At 55.5% G+C, this 18,654-nt stretch carries 18 protein-coding genes; 6 read left to right on the forward strand and 12 right to left on the reverse strand.

What is annotated here, in order from left to right:
• Positions 1-7 precede the first annotated feature (7 nt).
• From ulaD to ulaA, 4 genes are read right to left on the reverse strand one after another with little or no spacing between them, the layout of a single operon-like run.
• The gene (gene ulaD, locus F153LOC_RS11700; protein ID WP_100777880.1) at positions 8-658 is read right to left on the reverse strand and encodes a 3-keto-L-gulonate-6-phosphate decarboxylase UlaD; all 651 of its coding nucleotides are present in this window, start codon (positions 656-658) and stop codon (positions 8-10) included.
• Positions 659-671: 13 nt separating this feature from the next.
• Positions 672-1,139: a PTS ascorbate transporter subunit IIA gene (gene ulaC, locus F153LOC_RS11705; RefSeq protein ID WP_102104443.1), complete on the reverse strand. Its 468-nt coding sequence runs from the start codon at positions 1,137-1,139 to the stop codon at positions 672-674.
• 9 nt (positions 1,140-1,148) lie between these two features.
• A complete protein-coding gene (gene ulaB, locus F153LOC_RS11710) occupies positions 1,149-1,454 on the reverse strand; it encodes a PTS ascorbate transporter subunit IIB (protein WP_100777882.1) in 306 nt (101 codons plus the stop codon).
• Positions 1,455-1,469: 15 nt separating this feature from the next.
• Complete coding sequence (gene ulaA / locus F153LOC_RS11715; RefSeq protein WP_102104442.1) at positions 1,470-2,867, reverse strand: PTS ascorbate transporter subunit IIC; 1,398 nt, start codon at positions 2,865-2,867, stop codon at positions 1,470-1,472.
• A 360-nt stretch (positions 2,868-3,227) separates the two neighbouring features.
• Between ulaA and ulaG the strand changes: the two genes are divergently transcribed.
• Both ulaG and ulaR read left to right on the forward strand, forming a co-directional pair.
• Positions 3,228-4,292 carry an L-ascorbate 6-phosphate lactonase gene (ulaG, locus tag F153LOC_RS11720; protein ID WP_102104441.1) on the forward strand — a complete coding sequence of 355 codons (1,065 nt, stop codon included), beginning with the start codon at positions 3,228-3,230 and terminating at the stop codon, positions 4,290-4,292.
• 111 nt (positions 4,293-4,403) lie between these two features.
• Positions 4,404-5,159 carry an HTH-type transcriptional regulator UlaR gene (ulaR, locus tag F153LOC_RS11725; RefSeq protein ID WP_102104440.1) on the forward strand — a complete coding sequence of 252 codons (756 nt, stop codon included), beginning with the start codon at positions 4,404-4,406 and terminating at the stop codon, positions 5,157-5,159.
• Here ulaR and yjfP read toward each other — a convergent pair.
• The gene (gene yjfP / locus F153LOC_RS11730) at positions 5,156-5,884 is read right to left on the reverse strand and encodes an esterase (protein ID WP_102104439.1); all 729 of its coding nucleotides are present in this window, start codon (positions 5,882-5,884) and stop codon (positions 5,156-5,158) included. The two genes, ulaR and yjfP, sit on opposite strands and share 4 nt — an antisense overlap.
• 138 nt (positions 5,885-6,022) lie before the next feature.
• Between yjfP and bsmA the strand changes: the two genes are divergently transcribed.
• The 3 genes from bsmA (at position 6,023) to F153LOC_RS11745 (ending at position 8,880) form a co-directional block, all read left to right on the forward strand.
• Entirely contained in the window at positions 6,023-6,352 is a 330-nt protein-coding gene (gene bsmA / locus F153LOC_RS11735) for a biofilm peroxide resistance protein BsmA (RefSeq protein WP_102104643.1), read from the forward strand.
• Positions 6,353-6,488: 136 nt separating this feature from the next.
• Positions 6,489-6,776, forward strand: coding sequence for a DUF1471 family protease activator YjfN (gene yjfN / locus F153LOC_RS11740; protein WP_100777887.1), 288 nt, complete (start codon positions 6,489-6,491; stop codon positions 6,774-6,776).
• Between the two features lie 172 nt (positions 6,777-6,948).
• A complete protein-coding gene (locus tag F153LOC_RS11745; protein WP_100777888.1) occupies positions 6,949-8,880 on the forward strand; it encodes a methyl-accepting chemotaxis protein in 1,932 nt (643 codons plus the stop codon).
• Here the strand turns inward: F153LOC_RS11745 and F153LOC_RS11750 are convergent.
• Complete coding sequence (locus F153LOC_RS11750) at positions 8,877-10,499, reverse strand: isovaleryl-CoA dehydrogenase (RefSeq protein ID WP_102104438.1); 1,623 nt, start codon at positions 10,497-10,499, stop codon at positions 8,877-8,879. The genes F153LOC_RS11745 and F153LOC_RS11750 overlap by 4 nt on opposite strands.
• A gap of 191 nt (positions 10,500-10,690) precedes the next feature.
• On the opposite strand from F153LOC_RS11750, the gene F153LOC_RS11755 reads away from it, so the two are divergent.
• On the forward strand, positions 10,691-11,980 hold the full coding sequence (locus F153LOC_RS11755) for an MFS transporter (protein ID WP_102104437.1): 1,290 nt from the start codon (positions 10,691-10,693) through the stop codon (positions 11,978-11,980).
• 84 nt (positions 11,981-12,064) lie between these two features.
• Here the strand turns inward: F153LOC_RS11755 and rlmB are convergent, their stop codons facing one another.
• The 6 genes from rlmB to hflC form a co-directional block, all read right to left on the reverse strand.
• Positions 12,065-12,796, reverse strand: coding sequence for a 23S rRNA (guanosine(2251)-2'-O)-methyltransferase RlmB (rlmB, locus tag F153LOC_RS11760; protein WP_095280487.1), 732 nt, complete (start codon positions 12,794-12,796; stop codon positions 12,065-12,067).
• A 70-nt stretch (positions 12,797-12,866) separates the two neighbouring features.
• Positions 12,867-15,314, reverse strand: a complete 2,448-nt coding sequence (gene rnr, locus F153LOC_RS11765; protein ID WP_100777891.1) for a ribonuclease R — start codon at positions 15,312-15,314, stop codon at positions 12,867-12,869.
• 38 nt (positions 15,315-15,352) lie between these two features.
• Positions 15,353-15,778 carry a nitric oxide-sensing transcriptional repressor NsrR gene (gene nsrR / locus F153LOC_RS11770; RefSeq protein ID WP_100777892.1) on the reverse strand — a complete coding sequence of 142 codons (426 nt, stop codon included), beginning with the start codon at positions 15,776-15,778 and terminating at the stop codon, positions 15,353-15,355.
• A 201-nt stretch (positions 15,779-15,979) separates the two neighbouring features.
• Positions 15,980-17,278, reverse strand: coding sequence for an adenylosuccinate synthase (locus tag F153LOC_RS11775; RefSeq protein ID WP_100777893.1), 1,299 nt, complete (start codon positions 17,276-17,278; stop codon positions 15,980-15,982).
• A 102-nt stretch (positions 17,279-17,380) separates the two neighbouring features.
• Positions 17,381-17,578 carry a DUF2065 domain-containing protein gene (locus tag F153LOC_RS11780; RefSeq protein WP_095280484.1) on the reverse strand — a complete coding sequence of 66 codons (198 nt, stop codon included), beginning with the start codon at positions 17,576-17,578 and terminating at the stop codon, positions 17,381-17,383.
• A 71-nt stretch (positions 17,579-17,649) separates the two neighbouring features.
• Positions 17,650-18,654: a protease modulator HflC gene (hflC, locus tag F153LOC_RS11785; protein ID WP_100777894.1), complete on the reverse strand. Its 1,005-nt coding sequence runs from the start codon at positions 18,652-18,654 to the stop codon at positions 17,650-17,652.

Genomic DNA, 18,654 nt, shown 5'->3' on the forward strand with positions numbered 1-18,654 from the left:
CCGCTCCTTATCCCCACAGCTGGGCGATGGAGCGTTTAAACTGACGCGCAGCCTCTACCGGTGAAACCGCATCACGAATGCTGCGCCCGGCAATAAAGACGTGAATCGGAATGCCTTTAAACAGCGGTAAATCCTCCAGCGCCAGACCGCCGGTCACCGTCACTTTGAAGCCCATCTCCGAAAGACGTTTAATTGCGCTGATATCCGCGTCACCCCAGGCGACACCTGCGGCCTGCGCGTCGCGGCTGCGGTGATACACCACCTGCTGAATGCCCGCATCACGCCACTCTTGCGCCTGCTCCCAGGTCCAGTAGCCGGTCAGCTCAATCTGCACATCGCCATTAAACTCGTTTGCCACTTCCAGCGCGCCTTTGGTGGTGTTGATATCGGCACAGCAGATCACCGTCACCCAGTCTGCGTTCGCTTCAAAACACATACGGGAGAGAATTTTCCCGGCGTCAGCGATCTTGGCGTCGGCCAGCACGATTTTATGCGGGTATAGCGCTTTCAGGTCACGGACGGCGCGAACACCTTCCCCGACGCAGAGAATGGTGCCGACTTCGATGATGTCCACCTCTTCAGCAATCAGACGCGTGGTTTCATACGCATGGGCCATCGTTTGGTTATCCAGTGCGACCTGCAACATCGGTAATGACATTTTCACTTCCCTCTTAAACTGCCGCCGCAGTGGCGTGATCGATTAATTCCAGCACTTCCTGCTCGGTACGGCAGGCGCGTAAACGGTCGAAATTGGCTTCATCATCAAACAGGTTAACGATCTGCATGATGCCCACCTCCTGGTGAGTCGTCGCATCGACTGCCGCCAGGGTGATCAGGATATCGACCGGGTCGTTATCCTCATGGTTAAATACCAGCGGCGACTTCAGCGTCACCAGCGCAAAGCCGGTTTTTTTAACGCCCTCTTCCGGGCGGCCATGCGGCATAGCCAGACCCGGTGCGATAACAAAGTACGGGCCGTGCTGCGCCACGCCATCGAGGATGGCCTGGTAATAGCGCGGCTCAACCACATCGGCGTTAACCAGCAAATCGACGCCCAGTTTGACGGCATCCTGCCAGGTGCTGGCCTCGGCCTGAAGCAGGATGGAATGGTTCTCCGCCAGCGAATCTCGTAATTTCATGACGCGTCCTTATTTGATATCGCCAGGGAAGTGCGCTTTGATAACCTCCATCAGCTTCGGACCAAAATCGGCAGCCGAGAGCATGTTGCGCACGCCCACCACATACTTATTGCCCGTCACCGTGATCTCCCCTGCGATATGCGTGGAAGCAATAATCACATCCGCCCCGCTCAGCTCGCTTTTGTATTCGCCCACGGCACAGCTATTTACCGAATGATCAACGCCCTGCCCGGTGAGAAACTGGTCCACTTTCATTTTCATGATCATGGAGCTGCCCTGTCCGTTACCACACACTGCCAGAATACGTACGGTCATAATCAAAACTCCTTATTAAGCAGACTGCTCTGCCAGTTGTTTCTCTGCGTCTTCTTCAACGCGAAGTGCGCGTCCGGCGAAGACCATATAAACCAGTGCAATCAGGATAATGATGGCCATAAACGCGAGCCCGATGGAGGCGAAGCCCTGCATCATCGGCGGCGCCAGAATCGACCAGTCGGCCATGCCCATCCAGGCGCTCATGCCGGTCAGTTTGACCGCCCATACGCAGCCGAAGATTTCGATCATCCCCATCACCAGACAAATCTTCAGCGCCGCGCGCCAGCCGCCGAAGTGGTTAGCAAACACGCCGATGGTGGCGTTGGAGAAGAACATCGGGATAAAGCCGGGAATGATCAGAATGGAGGAGCCGCAGCCGACCAGAATGCCAACGGCAATCAGCTGGCCGATGGTGCCCCACATAAAGCCCCACACCACTGCGTTCGGCGCGAAGCTATAGATTGCCGCACAGTCGATCGCCAGAACGGCACCGGGGATCAGGCGCTGAGAGATACCGTTGAAGGCTTCGGAAAGTTCAGCCACAAACATGCGCACGCCCTGGGTGATGATGAAAATCGCCACCGCGAACTGAAAGCCCGTTTGCAGAATGTAGATAGTCCAGTGGATTTTGCCGGCCATTGCCTGCACAACGTCAATGCCGAAGGAGAGCAGGATCGCGCCAAAAAAGAGGGTCATGACGATGGCGGTGGAGACAATATTGTCGTGGAAGATATTCAGCCAGCCGGGCAGTTTGAGATCTTCAACGCTCTCCTCTTTCTTACCGAGGTACGGCGCAACTTTATACGCAATCCAGGAGGCAAACTGCTGCTGGTGACCAATGGAGAAACCGCAGCCGTCGGTCACGTCCTGCGTCGGTTTGTACATCATGTTGGAGGTGATACCCCAGTAGAGCGACACCAGCACCGCCGTGCAGATAATGGTGGTCCACATCGGGTAACCGAAGATATAGAAGAAGACGGCAATCAGCCCCGCCTGCTGGAACATGATGTGCCCGGTGAGCATGATGGTGCGAATGCCGGTAATACGCCGCAGCAGGACGAACGTAATGTTCAACGCCAACGCAAGCAGCACCGCATACCCCACCCAGCTGTAAGCCTCGCCCATGCGTTCAATGGTCGCCATCATCGAGGCATAGGTGTCAGAGATGGCACCGTTAATGCCGTAAACTTCCGACATTTTGGCGACAACAGGCTTGAACGTGCTGGTTAATATGCCTGACCCTGCCTGCAGCAACATAAACCCGATAATCGTTTTGATGGTGCCTTTAACAATTACGCTCGCGCTTTTGCGTAACAGGATATAGCCGAGGCAGGTCACAATACCCAACAACAGCGGCGCATTGGTCATTACCTGGTTGAAGAAAACGGTAAAGACGCTGTAGAGGATTTCCATAACACACTCCAGAAAGTGAGGGTACGAAGGATAAACTGCGTACAAGAAGTGCCCTCACTCTAGTAATCACAAATAATCACCACAAGATTGAATTTGATTATTTGTGACGCGTCACGCAAATTATTTCCCTGCACTTTATAGTGATTTTCATTCAGCATTCACCATGTCAAATTTTTTCTTTAGATTTAGATAATTAACCAAACAAGCTAACAATTAAGCCTGTTTGCACGCCCGCGCCAGGCATTCATGTCCGATCCATCAATCAGTAAAATCACCATTGCAAAGCTGATTTAATGGTGACAACATAAATCACAACACGTCACATTGTGATTAATTATGATTGAAACAGGGAGTCAAACGATGAGTAAAGTAAAATCCATCACCCGCGAATCATGGATTCTGAGCACTTTCCCGGAATGGGGTAGCTGGCTGAATGAAGAGATCGAACAGGAACAGGTCGCACCGGGCACCTTTGCGATGTGGTGGCTGGGTTGCACCGGGATTTGGCTGAAATCGGAGGGTGGCGCAAACATCTGTGTCGATTTCTGGTGCGGGACGGGCAAGCAGAGCCATGGCAATCCGCTGATGAAAGCAGGCCATCAGATGCAGCGCATGGCTGGCGTCAAAAAATTGCAGCCGAACCTGCGCACCACGCCGTTTGTGCTGGATCCGTTCGCGATTCGTCAGATCGATGCCGTGCTCTCAACCCACGATCACAACGATCATATCGACGTGAACGTAGCAGCAGCGGTCATGCAAAACTGCGCCGACGATGTGCCCTTTATTGGGCCACAAACCTGCGTGGATCTGTGGATGGGCTGGGGCGTGCCACAAGAGCGCTGCATCGTGATGAAGCCCGGCGACGTGGTGAAAATCAAAGACATTGAGATCCATGCCCTTGACGCCTTTGACCGAACCGCATTGATTACTCTGCCTGCCGACCAAAAAGCGGCTGGCGTGCTGCCGGACGGCATGGACGAGCGCGCGGTGAACTATCTGTTCAAAACGCCTGGCGGATCGCTCTATCACAGCGGCGATTCGCACTACTCCAACTACTATGCGAAGCACGGCAATGAGCATCACATCGACGTAGCGCTGGGATCCTACGGAGAAAACCCGCGCGGTATCACCGACAAAATGACCAGCGCCGATATGCTGCGCATGGCGGAAGCGCTCAACACCAAAGTCGTGATCCCGTTCCACCACGATATCTGGTCAAACTTCCAGGCCGATCCACAGGAGATCCGCGTCCTGTGGGAAATGAAAAAAGATCGTCTGAAGTATGGCTTCAAGCCGTTTATCTGGCAGGTCGGCGGCAAATTTACCTGGCCGCTGGACAAAGATAATTTCGAATACCACTACCCGCGTGGTTTCGATGACTGCTTCACGATAGAACCCGATCTGCCGTTCAAATCGTTCCTGTAGTGGCGTAACTCAGGTTGCCAGGCGAGTCGCCTGGCAATTCTCTCATTTGCTTAGTATTTTCAGGCTATTTCAAATATCATCTTTTAAAATCAATTTATTTCGGAATAGCTCATGACGGAAGCGCAACGGCATCAAATTTTACTGGAACTCCTGGCGCAAACCGGCTTTGTCACCGTCGAACAAGTGATTGATCGCCTGGCGATCTCCCCAGCCACGGCGCGGCGTGACATCAACAAACTGGATGAGAGCGGGAAGCTCAAAAAAGTACGCAACGGTGCCGAGGCGATCAGCCAGCAGCGCCCGCGCTGGACGCCGATGAATATCCATCAGGCGCAGAATCATGATGAAAAAGTGCGTATTGCGCGGGCGGCTTCGCAGCTGGTGAATCCGGGGGAAAGCGTGGTGATCAACTGCGGCTCCACGGCTTTTTTACTGGGCCGCGAGATGTGCGGGAAACCGGTGCAAATCATCACGAACTATCTGCCGCTGGCCAATTACCTGATCGACCAGGAGCATGAAAGCGTAGTGATCATGGGCGGCCAGTACAACAAAAGTCAGTCCATCACCCTCAGCCCACAGGACAGCGAAAACAGCCTGTATGCCGGGCACTGGATGTTTACCAGCGGTAAGGGCCTGACTGCCGACGGGCTGTACAAAACCGATATGCTGACGGCGATGGCGGAGCAGAATATGCTAAACGTTGTCGGAAAACTGGTGGTACTGGTCGACAGCAGCAAAGTGGGCGAGCGCGCCGGCATGCTGTTCAGCCGGGCAGAACAGATCGACATGGTGATCACCGGCAAAAACGCTAACTCTCAGATCCTGCAAAAACTTGAGGATCTGGGTGTCACCATCCTTCGCGTTTAGAGATGCTTTTGGAAAAAACCGGTCGTGGCATCCAGCGCCGTGGGCGTGATGCGATGCCCCACACCGGCTTCCCACAGGCAGGTCAGGTTTTTATCCAGCCCCTCACGCAACAACGCCTGCTGTAATCGGAATGTCTCGGCGGCAGGCACAATATCGTCTGCTTCGCCGTGCCAGAGCAGCAGAGGGCGGTCTGCCAGACGCGGTAAGGCGTGTGTCACGTCCCACTCCGCGAGGGTTGCCAGAACGCTTTCAACGTCCTGCGCCTGTGGCGGAAAGAGGGTCTGCGACAGAGAGGTAAAGTATCCCGACCCCATCAGGCTCGCTACGCATTTTACCTCCGGGTGGCGCGCCATAATGCCCAGCGCGGTCATGCCGCCCATCGACGCCCCCGCGACGGCAAGACGTTCATCGGCCACCAGCCCCGCCGCATAAAGCGCATCGCGAAGCCCAGCGAACTCCGTCAAACTGCCGTGTAATATTTGCCAGAACTGCCCTAACCGCGCCTGTTCATCACCCGTAAACCGCGCCCCGTGCCCGGGTGCATCCGGCATCACCACGCGAAAACCCGCCTGCGCCAGCGCGACGGCAAAATAGCTGTAAACCAGTTTTGATGAGGTAAACCCATGATAAAAAATAATAACGGGTAAAGGTTGTTCACTTAACCCAGCCGGGAAAGCGTGTAGAATTTCATGGTCGCCAAGCCGCTGTGTCTTAAGTTCAATCATCGTCGATCCTCTTTCTAATGGGTGATTCATAATCTTGAGAACTGGATTACGCTTTCACGATATTTTCATTCGAAAATGACGTCACAGATAACAGTTTGGGAACATTCCCCCAAAATGAAATTCGCAGACATCTACACTATGGCTATCAGGAAACGAGATATGGTTATGCGCAGGTTCGCTGCTTTATTGCTGGTGCTGCTGTTAACAAGCTGTAGCGTGCTGGAAGGAACACCACAGCCCGCCCCGGCCGCCACCAGTTATCCTCAGGAAATTCGTCGTAATCAGACCGAAGGATTACAACGTATGGGTACCGCCAGTGTGCTGGTTCGTGGCTCACCGGCGGATGCGGAGGATGCAATAAAAGCGAAAGCTGTCGCCGCAAAAGCAGATTACTACGTCATTATTATGGTGGATGAAACCATCATTACCGGACAGTGGTACTCGCAAGCCATTTTGTACCGCAAATAACTGTCAGGATTTAAACGACATTTACACTGCTTTGCGTCCATAGACGTTTTCCTGTCCACAATAAACTCCATGCCTGTGACAATGGAAGTGAGTTTATTTGCGAAGGATTGCCCGGCGGATACCGGAGACATGTGAAATGGAGCTGACAATGAAACGATCTCTTGCTTTGACCTCACTGCTGCTCTCAGCGGGGCTGATGAGCACAACCGCGCAGTCAGCCGAATTTGCCAGCGCTGATTGTGTCACAGGCTTAAATGAAATTGGCCTTATCTCCGTGAATAACATTTCAGGGAGCCCGCAAGACGTGGAACGTGTGATTGCATTTAAAGCGGATGAGCAGGGTGCTTCGTGGTATCGCATTGTCCAGATGCAGGAAGACCGATACGCCGACCAGTGGCGAGTACAGGCCATTCTCTACGCCTGACACGCCTCCGATAAAAGCCACTTAATTTTAGTGGCTTTTGTATTTTCACCAATCTATTATCTTTAGCGCTACCAAATAGAGACAGCAATGTAACATTTTGTTACATAAAGTTGATAAATGTTAGCTCCGCTCTGCCGTTGAACTGCCATACCTTTTCAACAATGAGCAATTTATGATCAACTTTTTCCGCCGTTCAGGCCTTGGCGCAAAGCTATCGTTACTTACCGGCGTGAGTGTCGCAACGCTCTTTCTGCTGTTCACTTTTCTTCTGAGTCATAAAGCCAGCCAACAGCTGGAAGCACTTGCAGTGGAAGATCTTCATAACCAATCCACCGGCATCGTGGATATGGTGCAGATGTTTAATACCAGCCTGAGTGAAGAAGTTGAGAGTTACACTAAACTCTTCGGCACCTTTCTGCCCCAGCCGCTCAGCATCGATCCCGGTCAGCTACGCGCCATCAATGGCCAGAACGCCCCCTTGCTAAAAGGCGGCGATACCGAACTGCATGAAAACAACAGCTTCTCCGACGACTTTCTGAGTCGTACCGGCGCGATCTCAACCTTGTTTGTCCGCAGCGGCAACGACTTTGTACGCGTGGCAACCTCCCTGCGCAAAGAGAACGGTGAACGTGCGATCGGTACCGTGCTGGACAACTCCAGCGCCGCCTTCAACGCCGTCACCAAAGGCGACGTCTATCGCGGCCTGGCCCTGCTGTTTGGCAAGCGCTACATCACGCAGTACCAGCCGGTTAAAGATGCGAGCGGTCAGGTGATTGCGATCGTGTTTGTCGGCGTAGATATCAGCCATTCCTGGAACGTAATGCGCGATAAAATTCTCAATCGCCGCCTGGGCGACAGCGGCCACTTTTACGTCCTGGATCGCAGCAACGGCAAAACACGCGGGCAGTATCTGTTCCACGCCAGCGAAGAGGGCCAACTGCCAAAATGGGATAGCGCACTCCAGCAGCAACTGTTGAGCGGAAAAGAGGGCACCGTCGAGCGCATCAGCGACGATGGCCGCACGCTGAAAATGGCCTATACGCCGCTGCCGGGCTGGAACTGGACGATTGTCGGTGAAGTGGATAAATCCGTACTGCTGGCGAACGTCAACGCCTTACGTGACCGCTTCCTGCTGGCAGGCGTCGTGCTCTCGGCGCTGTTCGCTGCCGCGTTTGTCATTATCATTCGCCGCTGGTTAACCCGCCCTCTGCGCGATGTGATTCACCTTGCCCGCCAGTACGCCGCAGGGGATCTGCGCGCCGAACTGCCCGTCAGCCGTCAGGATGAAGTGGGGCAACTGATCGGCGCGATTAACGGCATCGGCGGCGGGCTTCAGCAAATCGTGCACCAGGTGCGCGAAGCCGCAGGTGAGATTCACCTTGGCACCAACGCGCTGGCAGCCGATGCGGGCGAAATCTCCGGGCAGATCAACAAACAGGCCAGCAGCGTTGAAGAAACCTCCGCGAGCATGGAGCAACTGGCCGCCACCGTGCAGCAAAATGCGGCGAACATGGAACAAACGCAGCAGCTGGTACGGGAAACATCGCGCGCTGTCCATCACGGCGGGGAAACGGTCGGTAACGCTGTCGCCACCATGGATGATATTCGCGACGCATCGAAACGTATCGAAGATATCACCCGCGTGATTGAGTCCATCGCGTTCCAGACCAATATTCTGGCGCTGAACGCCGCGGTAGAAGCCGCGCGCGCCGGTGAACACGGCAAAGGTTTTGCGGTGGTGGCGCAGGAGGTCCGGGCGCTGGCCGCGCGCAGTGCAAACGCCGTTAAAGAGATCGAGCAACTTATCGGCGACACGCTGAAAAAGGTAAGCGAGGGCCACCAACTGTCCGAGCAAACCCGGCAGGCGATGGACTCGATCATCGTGCATATCGATAACATCAACCAGCTGGTCACGGAGATTAACCACGCCTCGCACGAGCAGTCGGCGGGGATCCGTCAGGTCAATCTGGCGATGACCCACATCGGCGAAGCGACACATATTAACGCCGACCGCGTATCGCGCAGCGAGCAAACCGCACACACGCTGCGTGAGAAAGGTTCACACCTGACCGAGCTGGTGAGCCTGTTCCGCCTGAAGGGTTAACCGACTCGCCCCGTGGCGCGCAGCAGCAGGTCGTTTTGCACCTGTTCGCTCAGCAGCGAGCCGCCGCGGGGATCCAGCATCATGCGACACCAGGCTTGTGCCACCGGCGGCGAGGCATGTCGCAACATCTGCGCCCCGGTACCCAGCAAAAAGAGCTGCTGGGTAATTTCCCGGCCCTGAGCCTCCTGCGGTTTACGCAGTTTTTGCTGCAGCTGCCGCCAGCCACGATCAAAATGACGATCCTGACCTTTCACCTGCGCGAAGTCTTCGTGCAGCACATCAACAATGCCCGAATGTTTCGTCAGCACCCGCAGTACATCCAGACACATGATGTTGCCCGACCCTTCCCAGATGCTGTTCACCGGCATTTCGCGGTACAGACGCGGCAATTCGCTCTCTTCGCAATACCCGGCACCGCCCAGCACTTCCATCGCCTCGGCGACAAAGGGAATTCCGCCTTTGCACACGCTGAATTTCGCTGCGGGCGTAAAGAGCCGCGCCCATGCAGATTCTTGCGGATCGTCCCGACGATCCCAGGCGCGCGCCAGGCGGAACAGCAGCGCCGTTTGCCCTTCGAGCTGGAGCGCCATCCGGCTCAGCACATCGCGCATCAGTGGCTGGTCGATAAGGTTTTTGCCAAACGTCTGCCGCTGATGGGCATGATACAACGCGACCGAGAGCGCGCGGCGCATCAGTCCGTGGCTGCCCAGCGCACAGTCAAAGCGCGTCAGGCCGCCCATCTTCAGGATCTGGCGCACACCTTCGCCCTCTTCACCTAAAAGCCAACCGGAGGCGTTCATAAACTCGACCTCACTGCTGGCGTTCGACCGGTTACCGAGCTTATCTTTCAGGCGTTCCAGCCGGACGGCGTTACGCTGCCCGTCGGGCAGAATGCGCGGAACGAAAAAGCACGACAGCCCACCGTGAGCCTGAGCCAGCATGAGATGAGCATCGCTTTGCGGCACAGAGAAAAACCATTTATGTCCTATCAGCCGATAGCTGCCGTCGCCGCACTTCTCTGCACGCGTGGTGTTGCTCAGCACGTCGGACCCGCCCTGCTTTTCGGTCATTCCCATACCGATAAGCAGTCCACGCTTTTGCGCGCCGGACGCCAGATGCGGGTCGTAGCGATCGCTCAACAGCGGCGAGAGCCAGTCGTGGAAGGGTTTGGGAAGGGATTGCTGAAGTAACGGCGTGGCGGCGAAGGTCATGGTGATGGGGCAAAGCGTTCCGGCCTCAACCTGAGCATGGAGCACAAACCGCGCGGCGCGGGCGACAAACGCCCCTTTACGCACCTCCTCCTCCCACGCCAGATTGTGGACCCGATTAGCGCATAGCCCCTGCATCAGCAGATGCCACGCAGGATGGAAGCGCACATCGTCCAGCCGCTCCCCGCGCGGATCGTAACGTAACAGTTCTGGCGGATTGGCGTTTGCGAGGCGGCCCAGCTCCAGCGACTCCGCCGTTCCGAGCTGCTGGCCGATGCTGGCGAGAAATTCGCTGTCCCATTCCGCCCCTTCGCGTGCCACCGCCTCACGCAGCGCGCAATCCGACAGAAAAAGATTGCTGTTCGACAGGGGTACAGGCTGATTGAAAACCGTGTGTGTCTGCCAGTGCATATGTCTCCCTCCTTCAATGGCAATGAAGGTAAGTATGGACAGACTGCACAACGGCTGCATGGGAGTCGGGTCACAAGGCGACGATCTGATTGAAATCATTCGTGAAACAGGTCACACAATATAAGAATAAACTATTTCACGTCGGCCATTCTGTTGAATAATTTATTCTCATCTTCCGAGAGAGAATCATTATGCAATCTTCCCAACGTGCGCCGGATGCGCACAAGCGCGCTTTAATTGCAGGTTCGATTGGCAACTTCATCGAATGGTATGAATTCGCGGTGTACGGTTTTATGGCGACCGTCATTGCGAAGAACTTCTTCCAGCTGGAAGGTGAAGCGGGGATGACCAGCCTGATCCTCACCTACGCCTCATTTGCGATCGCGTTCTTCTTCCGCCCGCTCGGCGCAGTGGTTTTTGGCCGCATCGGCGACCGCATTGGCCGTAAGCCGACGCTGATTATCGTGCTGGTGCTGATGACGCTCGCGACGGCCGCTATCGGCATGGTGCCGGTTTACGCCAGCATCGGCATTGCCGCACCGCTGATCATTACCGGGTTGCGCATTTTGCAGGGTCTGTTTGCGGGCGGCGAGTACGGCGGTGCCGTGTCGCTGATGACCGAGTTCGCCCCGCGCGGCAAACGGGGGCTTTACGGCGCGTGGCAATCATTTACCGTGGCACTTGGGCTGCTGGCAGGCGCTGGCATCGTCGCACTGCTCTCGGTCGTGATGACGCCGGACGCGCTGCATGACTGGGGCTGGCGTATTCCGTTCTTCCTCGCGCTGCCGATGGGCGTGGTCGCCCTGTGGCTGCGCGTCAGCATGGAAGAGACGCCGAGTTTTGTGCAGCAGAAGGAAAAACCGGTGGTCGCAGAAGCGCGCACCGCTGCCACGCTGAAAGCGATTGTGATGGGGATTGGCCGTGTGATGGTCTGGTCAGCCGCCGGGTATACCTATCTGGTGATCATGCCGACCTATCTGCAATCCGCATTGCACACGGGCTTTAACCAGGCGCTGCTGATTGCGGTGATTTCGAATATCGGATTTGCGCTGACGATTATCCCGTCAGGAATACTCAGTGACCGCATCGGGCGACGCACGGTGATGGTGATGGCGACCGCGCTGCTGCTGATCCTCGCCCTGCCGCTGCTGAAAATTTTGCAGGCAGAATCCAGCACCCTGGCGGTGAAAGCGATGGTAGTGTTAATTGCGGGCGGTCTGGTGGGGATGCTCGCGGGGCCAGGGCCTGCGATGCTGTCGGAGATGTTCCCGACGCGCGTGCGCTATACCGGGCTGGGTCTGGCATATTCGCTGTCTAACGCCATTTTCTCTGGCTGCGCGGGGTTGATTATCACCGGGTTGATCAAGCAGACGGGGAATCTGGATATTCCAGCGTATTACGTGATGGCGACGGCGGTGGTGAGCATTGTCGCGCTGATGACGCTGAATAAAGATGACCATTTGCGGTCTTTAGAAGAGTAGTGTTTGGCCGGGTGGCAGCTTCGCCTGACCCGGCCTGGACGTTTTTGTAGGCCCGGTAGGCAAAGCGCTACCGGGCACAAAAAATCACCCGCGCTGACGCACCGCTTCGAACAGGCAAATACCCGTTGCCACAGACACGTTCAGAGACGAGACGCTGCCCGCCATCGGAATGCTGATCAGCTCGTCGCAATGCTCGCGCGTCAGACGGCGCATCCCTTCCCCTTCAGCACCCATCACCAGCGCCATGCGGCCGGTCATTTTGCTCTGATAAAGGGTATGGTCTGCTTCGCCAGCGGTGCCGACAATCCAGATGTTCTCTTCCTGCAGCTGACGCATGGTGCGCGCCAGGTTGGTCACGCGGATCAACGGCACGTTTTCCGCCGCGCCACAGGCGACTTTCTTCGCCGTAGCATTGAGCTGCGCAGAACGGTCGCGCGGCACAATCACCGCATGCACGCCCGCCGCATCTGCGCTACGCAGGCATGCGCCGAGGTTGTGCGGATCGGTCACGCCGTCGAGGATCAGGAAGAACGGGTTATCGAGCTGGGCGATCAGATCCGGCAGATCGTTTTCCTGATACTGACGGCCCGGTTTCGCACGCGCGATAATGCCCTGGTGAACGGCACCCTCGCTTTTTTCGTCGAGGAACTGGCGGCTCGCCAGCTGAATCACCACGCCCTGGGCTTCCAGCGCATGGATCAGCGGCAGCAGACGTTTATCCTCGCGGCCTTTCAGAATATACACTTCCTGAAAACGCTCCGGAGCGCGCTCCAGCAGGGCCTGCACCGCATGGATGCCGTAAATCATTTCACTCATTGATGGTTCTCATTAATTGCTTTTGCCGGGCAATTCTACGCTTGCCCGGCCGACAAAGGGTGAGGGAGTGTTACTCCGCCACTTTTTTCTTCGCAGCACGCTTCGCTTTGGTCGCGGCCGCTATTTTCTGGGTCTTGGCGGACGGTTTTTTCGCGCCTTTCTCTTTCTTCGCTTTGGGTGGTTTTGGCGCTGCTTTGCCTTTATCACCACGGAACGCGGCATCCGGCTCGAAGTTCACCTTTTTGCCCGCCTGACGACGTCTGCCGCCGGTTTTACCGTTCGACCCTTTTTTCGCTTTTTCGCGCTCGGTTTTACCGACGTTACGCGGGGCACGTTCGCTTGAGATCAGACTGAAATCAATCTTACGTTCGTCCATGTTAACGGCTTCCACCTTCACTTCCACGCGATCGCCCAGACGGTAAGTCTGACCGCCGGATTCACCCGTCAGGCGTTGACCAACCTGATCGTAGCGGTAGTAATCGTTATCCAGCGATGAAACGTGGACCAGGCCATCGATAAACAGCTCGTCGAGACGCACAAAGAAGCCAAAGCCGGTGACGCTGGCGATGACGCCTTTAAAGACATTGCCCACCTGATCCAGCATGAAGTCACACTTCAGCCAGTCCGCCACATCACGCGTTGCTTCGTCGGCGCGACGTTCGGCCATGGAACAGTGCTGACCAAGCTGGAGCATCTCTTCCATGGAATAGTGGTAGCCACCCGTTTCGGTGGTGTTGCCCTTATGTCCCTGCTCTTGCGCCAGCAGATATTTAATGGCGCGGTGCAGTGACAGATCCGGGTAACGACGAATCGGCGAGGTAAAGTGCGCATAAGACTGCAGCGCCAGGCCGAAGTGACCACGGTTTTCCGGATCGTAAATCGCCTGTTTCATGGAGCGCAGCAGCATGGTTTGCAGCATTTCCGCATCCGGACGATCGCTGATGGACTCCAGCAGCTCGGCATAATCGCGCGGCTCTGGTTTACTGCCACCCGGCAGCTCCAGGCCCAGCTCCGCCAGCACCGAACGGAACGCGGTGATCGCTTCAGTGGTCGGTTTATCGTGAATACGGAACAGCGCAGGCTCTTTGGCTTTCTCAACGAAACGCGCCGCCGAGATGTTTGCCAGGATCATGCACTCTTCAATCAGTTTGTGGGCATCGTTACGCTGCGTCTGCTCGATACGCTCGATACGACGCTCGGCGTTGAAGATGAACTTTGCCTCTTCGCTCTCAAAGGAGATCCCGCCGCGCTCTTCGCGCGCCTGGTCCAGCACTTTGTAGAGGTTGTGCAGCTCTTCGATGTGTTTGACCAGCGGCGCATATTGCTCGCGCAGCTCCTGGTCACCCTGCAGCATGTGCCAGACTTTGGTGTATGTCAGACGCGCGTGCGAGCTCATCACCGCTTCATAGAATTTATAGCCGGTTAAGCGCCCTTTGGTGGAGATGGTCATTTCACAGACCATACACAGACGATCAACCTGCGGGTTCAGGGAGCACAGTCCGTTGGAGAGCACTTCCGGCAGCATTGGCACAACCTGCGACGGGAAGTACACGGATGTACCACGGCTGCGGGCTTCGCTGTCCAGCGGGGTGTTGGGGCGGACGTAATAGCTGACGTCAGCAATCGCCACCCACAAACGCCAGCCGCCGCCGCGTTTTTTCTCGCAGAAGACGGCGTCATCGAAGTCGCGGGCGTCTTCGCCATCAATGGTCACCAGCGGCAGATCGCGCAGATCCACGCGGCCAATTTTGGCCTCTTCCGGCACCTGCTCTTTCAGATCTTTAACCTGATTTTCAACCGCAGCCGGCCAGACGTAAGGGATTTCATGCGTACGCAGCGCCATATCTACGGCCATGCTGGTGCCCATGTTATCGCCCAGCACTTCCACGATCTTACCAATCGCTTTGGTGCGGCGCGTTGGACGCTGGGTGAGTTCGACTACCACCACAAAGCCCATGCGTGCGCCCATCACCTCTTCCGGCGGGATCAGAATGTCGAAGCTCAGACGGCTGTCGTCTGGCACTACAAAGCCCACGCCTGCATCGGTGAAGTAACGCCCGACGATCTGGCTGGTTTTAGGTACCAGCACGCGAACGACGCGCGCTTCGCGGCGGCCCTTGCGGTCAGCCCCTAACGGCTGCGCCAGAATCTGATCGCCGTGGATGCACATCTTCATCTGTTCAGAGGACAGATACAGGTCGTCTTTGCGGCCTTCGACGCGCAGGAAGCCGAAACCATCGCGATGGCCAATGACGGTGCCTTTGAGCAGGTCGAGACGTTCCGGCAGCGCGTAGCACTGGCGACGCGTAAAGACCAACTGGCCATCACGCTCCATGGCGCGCAGGCGGCGACGAAGGGCTTCAATTTGCTCTTCGCCTTCAATGTTTAATTCAACGGCAAGTTCTTCACGATTGGCGGGCTTTTCGCGTTTTGTTAAGTGTTCGATGATGAACTCGCGGCTTGGGATAGGATTCGCGTACTTTTCTGCTTCGCGTTCCTGGAAAGGATCATGTGACATGTCGGTTCCTCCGTTGTCAGCTCCGGTGGAAATTTTCTTCATTCCACCAGCAATAATTTATATAGCGGTTGATTCTCTTCAACCAAATCGGCCAGCGTGTAGTTATCCAGTTCCTTGAGAAAACTTTGCACAGCCGTAGAAAGCGCCTTTTTCAGGCGGCAAGCGGGGGTGATGTGGCAGAAGTCGCTGCTGCAGTTCACCAGAGTTAATGGCTCCAGTTCACGTACCACATCTCCAACACGAATACTCTGTGCAGGTTTTCCGAGACGAATTCCCCCGTTTTTCCCGCGGACGGCAGTTACGTATCCCGCACGGCTAAGTTGATTGATTATTTTGACCATATGATTACGGGACACGCCGTACACCTCTGTCACCTCAGAGATACTGGTCATCTGTCCTTGTGGCAACGACGCCATGTAAATCAGCGCACGTAAGCCGTAATCGGTGAAACTCGTTAACTGCACATCAACCTCAGGAAAAGGGAAAAACGCGGTCTAACCGCAGAGATATTCACTATTGATGATAAACCAGCCAGATACTTAGCGGCTAATTTATTTGACTGAAAGGGGGAAAGAGGAACTAAAAAGCCGGATACGCGTTGCTTATCCGGCTAAAGAAGCGTTTTGTAGGCCTGGCAAGCGTAGCGCCGCCAGGCAGAACGAGGTTTATGCGTCGAACGGGTCGCGCAGAATCATCGTTTCGGTACGGTCAGGGCCGGTAGAGATAATATCGATCGGCACTTCGGTCAGTTCTTCAATACGCTTGATGTAGTCCAGCGCGGCTTTCGGCAGACCGCTACGCTCTTTCACACCAAAGGTGGTTTCGGACCAGCCTGGCATGGTTTCGTAAATCGGCTCGATGCCTTCCCAGTCGTCAGCGGCCAGCGGAGTGGTGGTCACTTCGCGGCCATCTGGCATACGGTAGCCCACGCAGATTTTCACTTCTTTCAGGCCGTCCAGCACGTCCAGCTTGGTCAGGCAGAAGCCAGACAGGGAGTTGATCTGCACTGCGCGACGTACTGCAACCGCATCCAGCCAGCCGGTACGACGACGACGACCGGTGGTCGCGCCAAACTCGTTACCTTGCTTGCACAGGAATTCGCCGATGTCATCAAACAGCTCAGTCGGGAACGGACCTGCACCCACGCGAGTGGAGTAAGCTTTGATGATACCCAGCACGTAATCCACATAACGTGGACCCAGACCGGAGCCAGTCGCCACGCCACCCGCGGTGGTGTTAGAGGAGGTCACGTACGGATAGGTACCGTGGTCGATATCCAGCAGCGTACCCTGCGCGCCTTCGAACATGACGAAATCGCCACGTTTGCGCGCCTGGTCCAGCAGGTCAGACACATCCACAACCATACCGGTCAGGATGTCAGCAACCGCCATGACATCATCCAGTACTTTCTGGTAGTCAACGGCGTCTACTTTGTAGAAGTTCACCAGCTGGAAGTTGTGATATTCCATCACTTCTTTCAGTTTTTCAGCGAAGGTGGCTTTGTCGAACAGGTCGCCAACGCGCAGACCGCGACGAGCAACTTTATCTTCGTAAGCAGGGCCGATACCACGGCCGGTGGTGCCGATAGCTTTCGCGCCACGTGCTTTTTCGCGCGCCACGTCCAGTGCGACGTGATAGTCGAGGATCAGCGGGCAGGCTTCGGAGAGCAGCAGACGCTCACGAACCGGGATACCACGGTCTTCCAGGCCTTTCATCTCTTTCATCAGCGCAGCAGGAGACAGCACAACACCGTTACCGATGATGCTGGTCACATTTTCACGAAGAATGCCTGATGGAATAAGATGGAGGACGGTTTTTTCACCGTTGATTACGAGAGTATGGCCTGCGTTGTGACCACCCTGATAGCGTACAACATATTTAGCACGTTCAGTCAGAAGATCGACAATCTTCCCTTTACCTTCGTCACCCCATTGGGTGCCCAGTACGACAACGTTGTTACCCATTTTTCAAAATCACCGATTGCTTAAAAATGGATTCTACCACCGCTTTTTCAGAGTTACAGCACTTTTTGCCCTCAATATAATGCAAATCCGACCACTTTTTGATCAGCCAATCGTTTTCCTCAACATGTAGTAGATCACCACTCCTGCAACCACAAGACCCCCGCCAAAACGACGTAAAATATTATCCGGCAGTTGGGTCATGGTGGCGATCATTCGACGCCAGGCGCGCGGATAAAGCATCGGGCCAAGGCCTTCAAGCACCAAAACCAGAGCAAGCGCCAGCAAGATGGTGGAATTCATTTTAGCTCCTGATAAAAGAAAACCACCGCTCCGTTGAGAGCGGTGGTTTGATAACTCAAACGAGAATAAGTTTATCGCGTGGCGTTGCCTGGCGTCTTCATATAACGGAAGAAATCGCTGTCAGGACTGAGCACCATCACATCCTGATTGCTCTGGAAGCTGTTTTCATACGCACGCAGGCTACGGATAAAGGCATAGAAATCCGGATCCTGGCTGAATGCATCGGCAAACAGTTTCGCGGCTTCCGCATCGCCTTCACCGCGCATAATACGGCCCTGACGTTCGGATTCTGCCAGCGTTTTCGTCACTTCATAGTCCGCTGTCGCGCGCAGTTTCTCAGCCTCTTCCTGGCCCTGTGAACGGTGGCGACGGGCAACCGCTTCACGCTCAGCGCGCATACGGTTGTAAATCGCTTCGGACACTTCCGCAGGCAGGTTGATCTGCTTGATACGCACATCGACCACTTCGATACCTAAGGCCGCCATACTGTTCGGGTTGATCACCGGCACTTTGCCGTTGGTTTCAGCCTGAACACGCTCAGCCGCTTTAGCAATCGCATCGTCCGCTGCTGGCGTCGCAACTTCGTCTTCCGTGCCCGCAGTACCAGAGTTCAGCGCATCACGCACTTCCAGGGTCAGACGACCACGGGAGTCCGTCACGATGTCTTTCACATCCAGACGACCAATTTCAGAACGCAGACGGTCAGAGAACTTACGTTTCAGCAGCACTTCGGCCTGAGAGACGTCACCGCCGCCTGTTGCCAGGTAGTAACGGCTGAAGTCGCTGATACGCCATTTGATGTAAGAATCGACGATCAGGTCTTTTTTCTCTTTGGTGACAAAACGATCGGCCTGGTTATCCATCGTCTGGATACGAGCGTCGAGCATTTTCACTGATTCAATCATCGGGAGCTTGAAGTGCAGACCCGGTTCAAAGACCAGCGGTTTGTTTTCATCGTCACGAAGGACTTTACCGAAACGCATGGTAATCCCGCGCTCGCCCTCTTTCACCACAAAGATGGAGGTATAAAGTACGACCAGCGCAATGATGATAATCGCAATAACTGACTTACGCAT

This window comes from Lelliottia sp. F153 (assembly GCF_002870005.1).
In the GTDB taxonomy this organism is placed as follows: Bacteria; Pseudomonadota; Gammaproteobacteria; order Enterobacterales; family Enterobacteriaceae; genus Enterobacter; species Enterobacter nimipressuralis.